This window comes from Anaerococcus sp. Marseille-Q5996 (assembly GCF_946893725.1).
Taxonomy (GTDB): Bacteria; Bacillota; Clostridia; order Tissierellales; family Peptoniphilaceae; genus Anaerococcus; species Anaerococcus martiniensis.
Window position 1 is genome coordinate 126,127 of record NZ_CAMPPE010000002.1, and the last position, 14,719, is coordinate 140,845.

Below are 14,719 nucleotides of genomic sequence, written 5' to 3' on the forward strand. Positions count from 1 at the left end.
GGGGAACATATGGCAAGCACAATCACAGAATTAATTAATGAAATGGAAGATGTAATGGATGAAGCAAGTGCTGTTCCATTTTCTAGAAAGGTATCAGTAGATCCAGACGAAATTTATGAAATATTAAATGAAATGAAAGATTCTTTACCACAAGAAATCAAACAAGCAGAATGGACTTACCAAGAAAAAGATAGAATTATCGGCGAAGCAAATGCAGAAGCAAATGAAAGATTAGCTCAAGCTGACAAAGAAATTCAAAATTTTAAAGAACAAGCAAAAACTCAATACCAAAAAATGATTTCAGAACATGAAATTACTCTACAAGCAAGAACAGAAGCTGACAGAATCCTTCAAGAAGCAGCAACAGAAGCAAACAAAATTAGACAACAATCATATGAGTATATCGATAAATTATTCTCATCATCATCTGAAAACTTCAGTCAATTAGCTCAACAATTAGAAAAAAATAGAAGATCTATTTTAGAATCAAGATAAATAAAAAAGACGCCATTAGCTTTCTAATAGCGTCTTATTTTTTTTGTAAAATCTTGATTTAAATCTCGCCCCGTAGAAATATTATATAAATTTGAGGCCTTAAGCATTTGTGTTAAAACTTTTTTATCAGTTCCAGTTAACCTATCCATATCTTTTTTTGTAAGTACTGGCATACTTTTTGAATTTCTAAATATATACTCACTTTTTTTATTAAAGGCCAAGACTTTGTAAAAATCAATATCATAGTCATTCATATAACTATCATTCTCAAGGATAAAATTTAACATAAGTCTTTTAATCCTTGATGAAGTATATCTTTTTGTAGTAGCTTCTTCTATAAATGATGAAAAATTTTGGTTTTTAAGAGCTATTTTCCTAAGATAATTTTCAATACCATCTTCATAACACAAAATATTATCCATTGGCTTTTGCTCTATTAGGAGCAAATATTTAAAAATCTCATATTCATAATCCATACTAGGAATTCCAAATTTTTGTATACTTTCTTCAATGACTTCATAAGAAAAATTAGGTACATGGTCCTTGTAATCATTAAAAATATTTTTTCTAATAGCAGTTGAAGATGAGATATTTTCTTTTTTTAATTCACTTTCTTTATTTAAAGATGAAATTCTTTTTATAGGAACAGGTTTTATTTTTGAATCTATTTTTCTAATAGCTCTAATATACTCAAGAGCTAAGATATTATTTGAAGTAATAAAATTATTTTCCCCAAGCAATTGGCAGGTGGAATCATAACGTGCCTTTGTAAAGGATGAGTTGTGGAGATTATTTTTAGTTAATTCTTCAAGTTCGTAAGATTTTTCAATTAAAATATCAACTTTTTCTAAAAATTCATCTGGGTTTAATTTTTCAATACCAAAAGATAGGTAATCTATACCTATCTTTTCTAATATTTTAATAGATCCTATTGCAAAGTATTCTGCAGATTGAAGGCTTATAAATGATGGCATTTCAACAACCATATCAAAACCGGCTTTCATAGCACTATCTGCCCTTGAAAATTTGTCGATAATTGCAGGCTCTCCTCTTTGGACGTAGTCACCACTCATAATACTTAAAGAAAGTTCTGCATTTGTTTGCTTTTTTGCCTCGTCAAGCAGATACTTATGTCCCATGTGGAAGGGATTAAATTCGGAAATTATTGCTAAAGTTTTCATAAAATCGTTATACCCCAAATGAATTATATTTCATTATTGAATTATATTTCATTATTAAGGAATATTTTATATATATTTGAAATATAATCCTAATAAAATTTCCAAAAAAATACAGAATATGGTATAATAATGTAAACTAAATTTACATAGGAGGAATTATGATTTCTGCAAATGATTTAAGAAAAGGTGTTACTTTTGTATATGACAATGATGTTTACCAAGTAGTTGATTTTCAACACGTTAAACCAGGTAAGGGTGCTGCATTTGTTCGTGCAAAGATAAGATCAGTTATGGGTGGAGGAACAAAAGATGTAACTTTTAACCCAAATGAAAAATTTGAAAACGCTGTTATTTCCACTAAAGAAATGCAATATTTATACAATGATGGTACACTTTATTATTTTATGGATCCTGAAACATTTGAACAAATTGGTATTGAATACGAGGCTGTAGAAGAAGCTATCCAATATGTAAAAGAAAACGACACAGTACAAATCAAATTCTATGACGGCAATCCATTTAGCGTTGATGCTCCAAACTTTGTTGAACTTAAAGTTACAGAAACAGAACCAGCTATCAAAGGTGATACAGCAACAAACGTTACAAAACCAGCTACAGTAGAAACAGGCGCAATTATTAACGTTCCAGTTTTCGTAAATGAAGGGGACACAATTAAAATTGATACAAGAACTGGAGATTATCTATCCAGAGTTTAAGGAGAAATAATGGCTAATAATTTTAGAAATGGACAAGTGAAAATAGCAAATGAAATTTTAGACCAGCTAGCAATAAGAGCAAGTGAAGAAATAAATGGAGTTTGCGCTAAAAGTGAAAATGAAAGCAAAATAAATATTTCACAAAACAGTCCAAAAAGTACAGTAACTCAAGCAAATGGAAAACTACTAGTAGACTTAAATGTAAGTCTTGATAAGAATGTGAATGTTAGAAAAACTATAAAAGATATTCAAGAAAACGTAGTAAGAGTTATTGAATCTATGACAGGCCTAAGCGTTGCTCGTGTGAACGTTTCTGTGGATAAATTAATAATCTAATGAAACGCACTGAGCAAAGAGAATGGGTTTTTAAACTCATCTATGAAGATAGTATAAATAAAATATCTGACGTTGAAAAAACTTTATCAAATCACGGAATAGCTGATGAAGAATTTATAAAAGATTCTATCATTTCATATAATGAGAATTATGAAAATATAGAAAAAACCTTAGAAGAATCTCTAAAAAAGAGATATAATCGCTTATCTAAAGTTGAAAAAGCAATATTATTCCTAAGTTTAAATGAGATGAAATATATGGACATTCCAGTTTCGGTTTCTATAAATGAAGCTGTTGAACTTGCAAAAATCTATGCTGATGACAATGACTATCAGATGATAAATTCAGTTTTAGGGAAAATTGTAAGAAAATAATATGTTAAAGGCACTTTCTGTAAAACAATTTAACGAATATTTTAAAACTAGCATAAAACATGATCCCATCCTAACAAGAGTATATATAAATGGAAGCCTTGCCAATATAAGGTTTAATGGTGCCCATTTATATTTTTCTTTGAAAGAAGGAAACGATATTATAGACTGTGTAATATATTATTACGTAGATAAGGATATTGATTTTGACTTTAAGGAAGGGATGGATGTCCTAGTTCGTGGTAACTTTTCCTACAATAATTTTTCATCAAGGGTTGTCATAATAACAAATGAAATAAATAAAAATGGAGTATCTGAGGAATATTTAAAGTTTATCAAAATGAAAGAAGACTTTAAAAATCGTGGATACTTTGACTTGGAAAATAAAAAAGAGATTCCAAAACTTCCGAAAAATGTGGGGCTAATAACATCAAAAGACGGGGCTGCCATAGTCGACTTTATTTCAGTAATAAACCAAAAACCAAATGACATCAAAATAAAGTTATTTCCAGTAAAGGTTCAAGGAAACGATGCAGTGGAATTGATTTTAAAAGGCCTTGATGATTTGGAAAAATTGGACCTTGATGTAATAGTAATAACTCGTGGTGGAGGATCTAACGAAGATTTATCAGTCTTTAACGACAAAGAAATAATCGAGCGAGTTTTTAAAGCGAAAACACCAATTATTTCAGCAATCGGACACAAAATTGATACTACATTATTGGATCTAGTCGCTGACTTATCACTACAAACACCAACAGAGGCTGGATCATATATTATTGCGAATTATACAAATCTAGAAAGCGAAATAAAGAAAAACATCTCGCTAATGAAAGATATAATTCTAAGCCAGATTAGACTAAATGAATATAAGCTAGCTATTCTAAAACAAAAATTAAAAGCAACTAATCCAAAAAATAGTGTTGAACAAAAAAATAAGGATGTCAAAAGTCTTAAATTAGCAATTGATAAGGCGATAAAAAACAATCTTGCTTTTAATAAATCCAAGATAAATTTATTAGAAACAAGACTTAAGGCGGCAAAAACATTAATAGAGGCTAGAAAAGAAAATATTGTTATAAAAAGTGTCGACGATGCTCAAATATTTTCTAAATATTCAGTAAAAGTGGGAGAAGAGATAGAAATCAACTTTAGTGATGGAAGGATAAAAGCAGTAGTAACTGATGGATAAATCATTTGAAGAAAATTATAAAAAAATTGAAGAACTCTTAGAAAAATTAGAAGAAAATAAGGAAAATTTGGATGAGAGTATAAAAATTTATGAAGAAGCTAACGGTCTTTACGAGGAACTTAAATCTCAACTTTCAGACTATCAAGCGAAAATTGAAGTAATAGGCAACCATGAATAATGAAATTTTTGAAAAAACATTAACTAGTAATAAAAATTTAATAGATCAAAAAGCAAAAACTTATTTTGATAATAATTATAGGATAGCTCATGCTCTTAGCTATGCAATGGATTCAGGAAAAAGAATCAGGGCTAATCTATATTTAGAAAGTTTGAAATTATTTGATAAAGAAATTACAGAAACTGATATTGACTTTGCCCTTGCTTTAGAAATGGTCCATGCTTATTCTTTAGTCCATGACGATTTGCCAGCAATGGATGATGATGATATGAGACGCGGAAAGCCTTCCTTACATAAAAAGTTTGGAGAAGATATTGCAATATTAAGTGGAGATGCTCTCCTTAATGAAGCAAGCTCTCTTATTTTTAATCTAGCTTGTAAAAATCCGATGTATGCAGAGGCTGGAAAATATCTTTTTGACCATAGTGGGTACAAGGGCATGATAGAAGGTCAAGTTTTAGATTTAAGATGCCCAGAAGCTTACGATAAAGACTATCTTTTAAATGTTTACGATAAAAAAACTTCTGATTTATTTAAAGCATCTATAATATGTGCTGCAATTGTTTGTGGTTGTTCAAATGAGGGAATAAAGAAACTAGAAGAATATGCTTATAATCTAGGTCTAGCTTATCAAATTCAGGATGATTTACTCGAAGAAACATATGCTGATGAACTAAATATTTTAAATGTTTTAGAAAAAAATGCAGCTATAGAATTGTTAAATCAGATAAATCAAAAAGCAAAGACAGCTATATCAAATTTTACTAACAACGATTTTTTACTATTTTTGATAGATTACCTATCAGTGCGCGAGAAATAAGGAAAAATTATGAAAAAATATACCAGACAAAGATTGATTCTTGATATTATCCAGAATAACGAAGTAAAAACTCAAAGCCAACTTTCTCAAATGTTAAGAGACCAAGGGGTTGATGCAACACAAGCTACCATATCTAGGGACATCAAGGAACTTCGTATTTCAAAAGTTCAAACTGATGATTATGAATACAAATATACAGTAGTTGATACAGTTTATGACACTTTAAATGAACGTATGGAAAAGATTTTTAAGGAATCTGTACTTTCTGTTGAAAAAAGTGGGCAATTTTGCGTAATTAAAACTATTTCATACTGTGCAACTGTATGTGGTCAATATATTACAAACGCAAAACTTGAAAACATTCAGGGAATAGTGACAGGAATAGATACCATGTTTATAACACCAAGAGATTTTGATACTCTCGATGATTTGATAGAAGAAATAAGGGATATGGTTAGATAATGCTTTCTGAGCTATTTATAGATAATTTTGTAATTATAAAAAGAAATCATATATTTTTTGAAGAGGGATTTAATGTACTAACTGGTGAAACTGGATCTGGAAAATCACTAATCCTCGAATCTATAAATTTGCTTTTAGGAAAAAGAGCTGATAAAGACATAGTAGGTCGTTTTGCGCCAAAAACTGTTATTGAAGGAGTTTTTGAGCTGGATGAAAAAGCTAAAAATATATTAATAAATAACGGTGTAATCTTTGATGAGGATGATAATAAACTAATAGTTAATAGAACCATTTCTCAAAAGTCATCTACTTTACGTATCAATGGTAGAGTTGCAAACCTTACTATACTTAGAGAAATATCACCGATACTTATTGATATTTACAATCAGGGTGATTCTAATGCCTTTATGAACAAGGCAAACTATATTTACCTTATCGATAATTATTCTAACGACCAAGAAACTATCGATCTTAGAAAAATGATTAAGGCCTTAGTTAATCAAAAAAACGAATATTTAGTAAAATATAACAATCTAAATTTATCGGATGAAGAAATAAGTAGGGAAAGAGATTTGATAAAATACCAAATCGAAGAAATTGAAAAAATAGATTTATTTTCTATAAATGAAGAAGAAATTGATGAGGAATACAAAAAGCTAAATAATATCAATGCCATGCGTGAGTCAATAGAGGCAGCCAAGGGTATTTTGGATAATAGCGATTATGATGTAAATTCTATTTCTTCAATGCTTGGTGCAATATTAAGTGAAATTAATTCTTTTTCTGATATCGATAGTAAGATAGGTGAGTTTTATGATCGCTTATCTGCCCTAAATGATGAGGTAAATGATATATATTCAGAAATGGATATTTACCAAGAATCATTAACAGGAGATCCAGAAAGAGCTCAAGAACTCGAGGACATTATAGAACACATTTACAATTTAAAAAGAAAATACGGTTCAAATATAGATGAAATAATTTCCTATTATGATGAAATCTCGGCTAGGATTAAGGAACTGGATGAGATTGAAGACTTAAGAGATAATTTGGATAGTATCTTATCTGACATTGACCAAAAACTTAATGAAAATGCTAGTAAGCTCCATGATATTAGGATTAAAAAAAGTAAAATCCTAGAGGAAAATATAAATAAATCTATTGCAGACTTAAATATCAAAAATGGTTTATTTAAAATAGAATTTAGTAAAAAAGATAACATTGATACTACTGGTGCAGATGAGCTAGATTTCCTAATAAGGACAAATAAGGGAGAGGATTTAAAGTCACTTACCAAAACTGCATCAGGCGGTGAAATATCCAGAATCATGCTAGCTTTTAAGGAAATATTTGCTGACTTTGATGATGTAGATACTATGATATTTGATGAGATTGATACTGGAATATCAGGACGAACTGCCCAAATTGTGGGAGAAAAAATCCTAGATTTATCAAATAAAAGACAGGTAATAGCTATAAGCCACCTGCCACAAATTGCATCCTTAGCTAGCAACCATATACTAATTAACAAAGAAGATGTGGGAGATTTTACAATTTCATCGACCCAAAAAATTGAAGGCGAAAAACGTATTTCAGAAATAGCTAGACTAATAGGTGGAGTAAACATTACAGAAATAACCATAAATTCAGCAGGTGAAATGCTAGAAATGGCGGAGGAATTAAGAAATGAGCGACAATAAATTTTACGAAACGTCTATTAAATCAGACACTATTTACGATGGCAAAATTTTAAAACTCAGAGTAGAGACAGTAGAATTACAAAATAAAAAATATTCAAAAAGAGAAATTGTGGACCACCAAAAGGGAGTAGGCATTATTGCCTATGATGGAGATGACAAATTATGGATGGTAAGCCAGTACAGGATTGCTGTTGATAAAGTTATGCTAGAAATCCCAGCGGGACTAGTTGATGCAAATGAAGCACCAATAGAGGCTGCAAAAAGAGAATTACAAGAAGAAATAGGATTTCTTCCAGAACAAATAGATTTCTTATTTACCATGCACTCATCTCCTGGATTTACAAATGATAAGTTATTATTCTTTGTAGCAAAAGATTTAGTAGAATCAAAACTAGATCTAGATGAGGACGAAAACTTAGAAGCTAATTCATATCCAATTGATGAGCTTTATAATATGGTCGAAAACGGCGAAATCACAGATGCTAAAACAATAATTGCTATCCAATATGCAATGATGAATAGAAATAATTAATGGAATTTACTATTGAACTAGAGGGCTTTACAGGCCCTTTTGATTTGTTATTAAAACTAATTGAAAAGAAAAAAATAGATATATACGATATAAACTTAGAGGATTTGACCAAGGATTATCTATCAGAAGTTGAAAAGTTAGATCCAGCTATTGAAGATTTGAGTAGCTTTATTTATATTGCTTCAGTACTTTTAAATATAAAATCAAATAAACTTTTACCAAAAGAAAAAGATGAAAATTTGGAAGAAGATTTTATTGCCTACTTAATCGAGTATAAAAAAATAAAATCTGTCCAAAATGATTTAAAATTATTAGAAGAGGAAGCAAGAAAAATCCACAGTAAATATGGAGAAGACTTGGCAAAATTTGAAGCTGAAGAAGAAATAATTACCAAAGATGTGAAAATTCTAGCCAATCAATTTCAAAAACTTCTAAAAAGACTAGAAAAAGAAGAAAAGCCTCATAATATTATTTCTCAAGTCAAAATGCCAGATGTAAATGATTATTTATCAAGTTATAGAAGAGCCTTGAAGATTAGAAATGATTTGAAACTTGATTTAATAATCAATGAAATTCACACAAAGGCAGAGTGTATAGCAAGCTTTTTAGCACTATTGGAACTTTGCAAACTAAAAGAAATATACCTAGAGCAAAATCAAGGTAACAAATTTCATATAAAAAAAAGAATGTAGGAAAAGATGGATAAAATTTATCTTAAGGGACTTATTGAAGAGGTTTTATACATTTGGGGAGAGCCAATCAATATAAATGACCTTTCAGCAATAATTACCGACGCAGATAAAAAACAAATAAAAATAGCAATTGATGAAATGGTAGCCGAAAGAAAACAAAATCAAAGTGGGCTTTTGATTAATAACTTCGATGGAGAGTACCAGTTTGTAACTAGGGTAAAACACGATAAATATTTTTCTTCTCTAGTAAAGAAAACCGAGAAAAAGCTAACATCATCAGCTCTTGAAACCCTATCAATTATTGCCTATAAACAACCTATAACTCGAGCAGAAGTTGATAAGATCCGTGGGATAAATTCTCAAACCACAATTGATAATCTTTTGGATCGTGGACTTATAAAAGAGAATGGCCGTTTGGATAAAATTGGCAAGCCAATTATTTATGTTACAACGACCTTATTTTTACAATATTTTAATATATCTTCTCTAGAAGAATTGCCAGAGATAAAAGAATTAGAAGAGGAAATTTATGAGGATTAACAAATTTATTGCCCAAGCAGGATATACTTCTCGAAGAAAAGCTGATGATTTGATTAGAGATGAAAAAGTTAAAGTAAATGGGAAAATCCTAAAAGAAATGGGTTATGATGTTAAGGATGATGATATTGTAAGCATAGATGGGGAAATACTTCAATTAGAAGAGTATTTTTATTATAAGCTTAATAAGCCAGTTGGATATATCACAAGTAATTTTGACCCTCATAATGACAAAGATTTAAATAATCTAATAGATATTGACGAAAGATTTTTTGCAGCTGGTAGGCTTGATAAGGATAGCCACGGACTTTTAATAATTACAAATGATGGAGATTTTACAAACTCATTAATCCATCCTTCATCCGGGGTTAGCAAAGAATACATAGTAAAAGTCGATAAGTTATTAAATGAGAATCAAATAGAAAAATTTAAAAGTGGCCTTGATATAGGAAATGGTGAGATAACTAGAGAGGCAAATATCAGATACTTAAAAAATAACACCTACATAGTTGTCATTCGCCAAGGGTATAATCGCCAAATCAGAAGAATGTTTGATTTTTTTGGATCAACTGTAATAGATTTAAAACGAACAAAAATTGGAGCTATATATCTTGATGACTTAAAAGAAGGTCAATACAAAAAATTTGATGAAAAAGAAATGGAATTTGTTTCTTTATGGAAGCAATAGTTATCTATTTCTTTTTTTTATGGTAAAATTTTTATAGTATATGAAAAAAATAGGAATCATTGGAGCAGGAGCAAGTGGGCTCTATGCTGCAATTAATTTAAAAAATAAAAATACAGATGTGACTATCCTTGAGAAAAACGATAGGATTGGTAAAAAGATTCTCATGACCGGAAATGGTAGATGCAATATAACAAATGCAAAATATTATGATGAATTTTTAGAAAACATTGTGTCCAATCAAAAGTTTTTATATTCTTCATTTAACCTTCACGACAACTATGCCAGTATGGATTTTTTTCAAAGTAAGGGCTTAGAATTAGTCACCGAAGGATACCATAGAGTATTTCCAAAATCTCAAAAAAGTAGTGATGTTATAAAATTTTTTGAGGATGAAATTATAAAAAATAACATAAAACTTGTCACCAATGCTGAAGTGTTGAGTATAAAAAAGGATCAAAAGTTTGAAGTTAAAACTGCTAGAAAAGATTACGAATTTGACTATCTAATCATAGCAACAGGTGGATTATCATACCCAAATACTGGATCGACTGGAGATGGTTATAAATTTGCAAAAAACTTTGGACATAAAGTAACAAAAACCCTCCCTTCTTTAGTACCAATTTTCTTTAAGGATAAGGACTTATCACATATAAAGGCCTTGTCACTTGAAAATATAGATATAAAAATAGAAACGAATCAAGGTATTTTTTATCAAAGAGGACCAGTTTTATTAACAAAAAACTTTATATCAGGACCCAGTACTTTAAGTTTATCATCGTTTGTAGTTGGGAAAGATATAAAAAATGTCTCACTAAATTTGTCTAAAGATGATGAGAAAGAACTTGATCAAAATTTTATAGATATATTTGATAAAAATCCTAATAAGGATATATCAAATGTCTTAGACCAAATTATTCCAAATACTTTAGTTCCAGTAATAATAAAAAGATCGGACATAAATCTAGATAAAAAATGTAATCAAATAAGAAAAGAAGAGAGAAGTAGGATTGTAAAAAATATTAAAAATTTCACCTTGGACTTTGAAAAATTTGGTGGATTTAACACTGCTGTCATTACCAAGGGTGGGGTTGATGTCAGAGATATTGACCCTAAGACTATGGAATCTAAACTAGTTTCTGATTTGTATTTTGTTGGAGAAGTCCTTGATTTAGATGGTCTAACTGGAGGATTTAATTTACAAATAGCATTTACAAGTGCATTTGCAGCAGCAAGTGCTATAAAGGAGAAAATATGACATATATAATTGCCATTGATGGGCCTAGTGGTTCTGGCAAATCTACCATATCAAATAAGTTGGCAAAAATTTTAAATATTCAGTACCTAAACACTGGAGCCATGTATAGGGCAGCAACCCTCTACTTTTTAGAACATCTCTTAAATGAAGACTCTAGAATAGAAGAAATTAAAAAGGCCCTAGATGATATCAAAATTGATTTTAGGGATAACGAAATATTTTTAAATGGGGTAAATGTAGAAAAGGAAATAAGGTCAGATATTGTGACAAAAAATGTGTCTTGGGTTTCTGCAAATAGTCTAGTACGTGAAAGATTAGTAAATATGCAAAGAGAAATTGCAAAAGAAAAATCATTTGTACTTGATGGCAGAGACATAGGTACAGTTGTATTTCCAAATGCCAAGTACAAATTTTATTTAACTGCCAATGCTAGGCAGAGGGCCATAAGAAGATTTGAACAAAATGAATCAAAACTAACAGTTGAAGAAATTGAACAGGCCATTATAGACCGAGATAATTATGACTCTACACGTGAGATTTCACCTTTAAAAAAAGCCGATGATGCAATAGAGATTGATAATTCAAATTTAAATATAGATCAGACTATCAATCTAATACTTGAAAATATGGAAAAGATAGATGTTTTATAGGATTTTTAGAATAATTGCCAAAATAATTATTTGGCCACTTTATAGAGTTCATGTAGTTGGCATAGAAAATATTCCAAAAGATGAGGGATACATTTTATGTGCCAATCACAAATCTGGGTTCGATCCAATTTTTTTAGCAATAGCATTCCCGCCACAAATAAATTTTATGGGTAAGAAGGAATTGTTTGAAAATAAATTTTTAGCAGTACTTTTAAAAGCTTTTGGAGTTTTTCCAGTAGACCGAGAGCGCCGTGACTTAGCTAGTTTAAAAAATTCCATAAAATTACTTAAGGAAGAAAAAACTTTAGGGATTTTTCCTGAAGGAACTAGAACTAATAATATTGCCCGTGAAAATATGAAAGATGGCGTTGCCTATATTGCTTTAAAGGCCAAAAAAGATATATTGCCAGTAGAAATTATTTCTACTTATAAACCATTTAGAAAATCTTATGTTTATATAAATGAAGTAATTAATGTTGATAAATACTTAAATATGAAATCTAAAGAAGCCATGGCAAAAATGACTGATCAGGTATATTTAGATATTTACAAAAGACAATTAGAAGAAAAGAAAGAGATATAATGGAAATTATAATAGCTGAAAATTCTGGATTTTGCTTTGGGGTAAAAAGATCTGTTGACCTTGCCCACGAAGCCCTAGACAGTGATAAGGAAAAATATACAGTGGGTCCCTTAATTCACAATCCACAATTGGTAGAAAAATTAGAAGGACAGGGCTTAAAAGTATTAACAAAAGAGCAAGCTCTTAAAATAAAGGATTCATTAATAGTGATCCGTGCCCATGGAGAAAGTGCTGAATTTAAACAAGCCTTACTAGAAAATGGAAATGAAATACTGGATGCAACTTGTCCAGTCCTATCAAATATATATAAAAAAATATTTGCAAAAGAAGAGGAAGGTTATCAAGTAATTATTGTGGGAGATCCTAATCATCCTGAGATAATTGCTATGGACTCTTATTTAAAAAATGGTATAATAGTAAGTGATGAGACTGAAGCAAAAAATATTAAATGTGAAAAACCCCTCTATGTTGTAAGTCAAACTACAAATAGAGCTGATTTTTACTATGATATTGCAAATACGCTCAAAGAAAATAATGGTAGTGTTGTGATAGAAAACACAATCTGCAATGCAACTAAGCTTAGACAAGAATCAGCAGCAGACTTGTCTAAAGAAGTTGATTGTATGATTGTAGTTGGTGGTTTTAATAGTTCTAATACTAACAAGCTATATCAAGTAGTGAGTTTGTATAACAAAAATGTTTTTAGGATTGAGACTGTTAAAGATCTACCTTTGCAAAAGCTCTCGGAATTTAAAAAAATTGGAATAATCGCAGGTGCATCCACACCTGATGAGATTATTGAGGAGGTAGTTAGTAAAATGGACGAATTTACAAAAGAAGATTTTATGAATAGTCTTGAGGATAGTTTAAAAAAGGTATATCCAAAAGATGTTATCACAGGAACAGTTATCGATGTGAAAGATGATGAAGTTTTTGTTGATATCCAATACCGTGCAGATGGTATCATAAAACTTGACGAAATGACAGAAGAAGAACAAGAAAATCCTAAAGATCATTTTGAAGTTGGTACAGACATCGATGTTTATGTTATCAAACTAGATGATGGTGAAGGAAACGTAGCTCTATCAACAAGAAGAGTTCAAGGAATGAAAGTTTGGAAAGACCTTGCTGAAAAATTCGAAAACGAAGAATTAGTTACAGGTACAGTTTCAGGCTTTAACAAAGGTGGACTTACAGTTGATGTTGAGGGAGTAAGCGGTTTTGTACCAGCAAGCCAAGTTGCAACATACTTTGTTAAAAATTTCAAAAAATTCGTTGGTGAAACATGGGATTTAAAAATTGTTTCAATCGATGAAAGAAAAAATAGATTAGTTTTATCTCGTAAAGATGTTCTTGAAGAAGAATTAGACGAAAGATGGGATGAACTAGAAGAAGGCCAAGTACTTGAAGGTGAAGTAGCAAGACTTACAGACTTTGGTGCTTTCGTAGAAGTAAATGGGCTTGATGGTTTACTACACGTATCAGACATTGCATGGACAAGAGTAGAAGTTCCATCTGATGTATTAAACGTTGGAGATACTATCGAAGTTAAAATTTTAAAACTAAATAAAGAAAAAAATAGAATTTCTCTTGGTCGTAAACAACTTCTTGACAAACCATTCGATTCATTTGTAAATGAACACGAAGTTGGTGATGTAGTTACAGGTAAAGTTGTAAACTTACTTGACTTTGGTGCTTTCGTAGAAGTTGCTGATGGTGTGGAAGGACTAGTACACGTTTCAGAAATTTCTTGGGATCACGTTGAAAAACCATCTGATGAATTGAATGTTGGAGATGATATCCAAGTTAAAATTATTTCATTAGACAATGAAGAAGAAAAAATTGGTCTATCAATCAAACAATTAGAAGAAGCTCCAGAAAGACCAGAAAGAAAACCAAGACGCGAAAAAAGAGAAAATACAAATAATAATAGACCAAGAAGAAAAGCAGAAAGAGCACAAACAGATAACTTTAGCTCAGATGCTGACTTAAACAACAACCTTGGTAACCTATTAGAACAAGCTCTATTTGCACAAGGTTCATCTGATCTAATCGGAGAAGAATCAGAAGTTGATAATGTAATCGATGATTTTGATTCAGCTGAAGCTCCAGAAGAAAATTTAGACCAAGAAGTTAACGAAGAATTAGCTACAGAAGCTGAAAAACTTGACAATGAAGTAGCTGATGAAGATATCGTAACACTTGAAGATGAAGAAAACCTTGATCAACCAGTTGAAGAAATCGACGATGTTGATTCTGATGAAGAAGAAATAGAATATTAATCTATAAAATAAAATTAAAAACTAAAGAAGATGATTTCGGTCATCTTCT

At 30.4% G+C, this 14,719-nt stretch carries 18 protein-coding genes; 17 read left to right on the top strand and 1 reads right to left on the bottom strand.

The features are described from left to right. The first annotated feature begins 9 nt into the window (after positions 1-9). Entirely contained in the window at positions 10-495 is a 486-nt protein-coding gene (locus OC526_RS03065; protein ID WP_262122121.1) for an ATPase, read from the top strand. A 23-nt stretch (positions 496-518) separates the two neighbouring features. Here the strand turns inward: OC526_RS03065 and OC526_RS03070 are convergent, their stop codons facing one another. After that, entirely contained in the window at positions 519-1,676 is a 1,158-nt protein-coding gene (locus OC526_RS03070) for a nucleotidyltransferase family protein (RefSeq protein WP_262122122.1), read from the bottom strand. Between the two features lie 158 nt (positions 1,677-1,834). On the opposite strand from OC526_RS03070, the gene efp reads away from it, so the two are divergent. The 16 genes from efp to OC526_RS03150 are packed head-to-tail and all read left to right on the top strand — an operon-like array spanning position 1,835 to position 14,670. Continuing rightward, on the top strand, positions 1,835-2,392 hold the full coding sequence (gene efp / locus OC526_RS03075; protein WP_262122123.1) for an elongation factor P: 558 nt from the start codon (positions 1,835-1,837) through the stop codon (positions 2,390-2,392). 9 nt (positions 2,393-2,401) lie between these two features. Beyond that, a complete protein-coding gene (locus OC526_RS03080) occupies positions 2,402-2,728 on the top strand; it encodes an Asp23/Gls24 family envelope stress response protein (protein ID WP_262122124.1) in 327 nt (108 codons plus the stop codon). Next, the gene (nusB, locus tag OC526_RS03085) at positions 2,728-3,102 is read left to right on the top strand and encodes a transcription antitermination factor NusB (RefSeq protein WP_262122125.1); all 375 of its coding nucleotides are present in this window, start codon (positions 2,728-2,730) and stop codon (positions 3,100-3,102) included. The genes OC526_RS03080 and nusB overlap by 1 nt, the downstream gene beginning before the upstream one ends. A gap of 1 nt (position 3,103) precedes the next feature. Then, entirely contained in the window at positions 3,104-4,291 is a 1,188-nt protein-coding gene (gene xseA / locus OC526_RS03090) for an exodeoxyribonuclease VII large subunit (protein ID WP_262122126.1), read from the top strand. Then, positions 4,284-4,469, top strand: coding sequence for an exodeoxyribonuclease VII small subunit (gene xseB, locus OC526_RS03095; protein WP_262122127.1), 186 nt, complete (start codon positions 4,284-4,286; stop codon positions 4,467-4,469). The genes xseA and xseB overlap by 8 nt, the downstream gene beginning before the upstream one ends. After that, positions 4,462-5,289, top strand: a complete 828-nt coding sequence (locus OC526_RS03100; protein WP_262122128.1) for a polyprenyl synthetase family protein — start codon at positions 4,462-4,464, stop codon at positions 5,287-5,289. The genes xseB and OC526_RS03100 overlap by 8 nt, the downstream gene beginning before the upstream one ends. Before the next feature lie 9 nt (positions 5,290-5,298). Next, positions 5,299-5,751, top strand: a complete 453-nt coding sequence (locus OC526_RS03105) for an arginine repressor (RefSeq protein WP_262122129.1) — start codon at positions 5,299-5,301, stop codon at positions 5,749-5,751. Further along, positions 5,751-7,451: a DNA repair protein RecN gene (recN, locus tag OC526_RS03110; protein WP_262122130.1), complete on the top strand. Its 1,701-nt coding sequence runs from the start codon at positions 5,751-5,753 to the stop codon at positions 7,449-7,451. Before OC526_RS03105 ends, recN begins: the two co-directional genes overlap by 1 nt. Further along, the gene (locus tag OC526_RS03115) at positions 7,438-7,983 is read left to right on the top strand and encodes an NUDIX hydrolase (protein WP_262122131.1); all 546 of its coding nucleotides are present in this window, start codon (positions 7,438-7,440) and stop codon (positions 7,981-7,983) included. The genes recN and OC526_RS03115 overlap by 14 nt, the downstream gene beginning before the upstream one ends. Beyond that, positions 7,983-8,675, top strand: coding sequence for a segregation and condensation protein A (locus OC526_RS03120; protein ID WP_262122132.1), 693 nt, complete (start codon positions 7,983-7,985; stop codon positions 8,673-8,675). Before OC526_RS03115 ends, OC526_RS03120 begins: the two co-directional genes overlap by 1 nt. Positions 8,676-8,681: 6 nt before the next feature. Continuing rightward, positions 8,682-9,215: an SMC-Scp complex subunit ScpB gene (scpB, locus tag OC526_RS03125; RefSeq protein ID WP_262122133.1), complete on the top strand. Its 534-nt coding sequence runs from the start codon at positions 8,682-8,684 to the stop codon at positions 9,213-9,215. Continuing rightward, entirely contained in the window at positions 9,205-9,900 is a 696-nt protein-coding gene (locus tag OC526_RS03130; protein WP_262122134.1) for a pseudouridine synthase, read from the top strand. Before scpB ends, OC526_RS03130 begins: the two co-directional genes overlap by 11 nt. A 40-nt stretch (positions 9,901-9,940) precedes the next feature. Next, positions 9,941-11,155, top strand: coding sequence for an NAD(P)/FAD-dependent oxidoreductase (locus OC526_RS03135; protein WP_262122135.1), 1,215 nt, complete (start codon positions 9,941-9,943; stop codon positions 11,153-11,155). Further along, positions 11,152-11,805 carry a (d)CMP kinase gene (gene cmk, locus OC526_RS03140; protein ID WP_262122136.1) on the top strand — a complete coding sequence of 218 codons (654 nt, stop codon included), beginning with the start codon at positions 11,152-11,154 and terminating at the stop codon, positions 11,803-11,805. The genes OC526_RS03135 and cmk overlap by 4 nt, the downstream gene beginning before the upstream one ends. Then, a complete protein-coding gene (locus tag OC526_RS03145; protein WP_262122137.1) occupies positions 11,795-12,388 on the top strand; it encodes a lysophospholipid acyltransferase family protein in 594 nt (197 codons plus the stop codon). The genes cmk and OC526_RS03145 overlap by 11 nt, the downstream gene beginning before the upstream one ends. Continuing rightward, positions 12,388-14,670 (top strand): bifunctional 4-hydroxy-3-methylbut-2-enyl diphosphate reductase/30S ribosomal protein S1, encoded by a 2,283-nt coding sequence (locus OC526_RS03150; RefSeq protein ID WP_262122138.1) that lies wholly within the window; start codon positions 12,388-12,390, stop codon positions 14,668-14,670. The genes OC526_RS03145 and OC526_RS03150 overlap by 1 nt, the downstream gene beginning before the upstream one ends. The last annotated feature ends 49 nt before the right edge of the window (positions 14,671-14,719 follow it).

Coding starts and splice junctions, on each gene's coding strand:
- xseA (WP_262122126.1), top strand. CDS start 3,104: ATGTTAAAGGCACTTTCTGTAAAACAATTTAACGAATATTTTAAAACT.
- recN (WP_262122130.1), top strand. CDS start 5,751: ATGCTTTCTGAGCTATTTATAGATAATTTTGTAATTATAAAAAGAAAT.
- OC526_RS03115 (WP_262122131.1), top strand. CDS start 7,438: ATGAGCGACAATAAATTTTACGAAACGTCTATTAAATCAGACACTATT.
- xseB (WP_262122127.1), top strand. CDS start 4,284: ATGGATAAATCATTTGAAGAAAATTATAAAAAAATTGAAGAACTCTTA.
- efp (WP_262122123.1), top strand. CDS start 1,835: ATGATTTCTGCAAATGATTTAAGAAAAGGTGTTACTTTTGTATATGAC.
- OC526_RS03120 (WP_262122132.1), top strand. CDS start 7,983: ATGGAATTTACTATTGAACTAGAGGGCTTTACAGGCCCTTTTGATTTG.
- OC526_RS03135 (WP_262122135.1), top strand. CDS start 9,941: ATGAAAAAAATAGGAATCATTGGAGCAGGAGCAAGTGGGCTCTATGCT.
- OC526_RS03150 (WP_262122138.1), top strand. CDS start 12,388: ATGGAAATTATAATAGCTGAAAATTCTGGATTTTGCTTTGGGGTAAAA.
- OC526_RS03080 (WP_262122124.1), top strand. CDS start 2,402: ATGGCTAATAATTTTAGAAATGGACAAGTGAAAATAGCAAATGAAATT.
- cmk (WP_262122136.1), top strand. CDS start 11,152: ATGACATATATAATTGCCATTGATGGGCCTAGTGGTTCTGGCAAATCT.
- scpB (WP_262122133.1), top strand. CDS start 8,682: ATGGATAAAATTTATCTTAAGGGACTTATTGAAGAGGTTTTATACATT.
- OC526_RS03130 (WP_262122134.1), top strand. CDS start 9,205: ATGAGGATTAACAAATTTATTGCCCAAGCAGGATATACTTCTCGAAGA.
- nusB (WP_262122125.1), top strand. CDS start 2,728: ATGAAACGCACTGAGCAAAGAGAATGGGTTTTTAAACTCATCTATGAA.
- OC526_RS03070 (WP_262122122.1), bottom strand. CDS start 1,676: ATGAAAACTTTAGCAATAATTTCCGAATTTAATCCCTTCCACATGGGA.
- OC526_RS03105 (WP_262122129.1), top strand. CDS start 5,299: ATGAAAAAATATACCAGACAAAGATTGATTCTTGATATTATCCAGAAT.
- OC526_RS03100 (WP_262122128.1), top strand. CDS start 4,462: ATGAATAATGAAATTTTTGAAAAAACATTAACTAGTAATAAAAATTTA.
- OC526_RS03145 (WP_262122137.1), top strand. CDS start 11,795: ATGTTTTATAGGATTTTTAGAATAATTGCCAAAATAATTATTTGGCCA.
- OC526_RS03065 (WP_262122121.1), top strand. CDS start 10: ATGGCAAGCACAATCACAGAATTAATTAATGAAATGGAAGATGTAATG.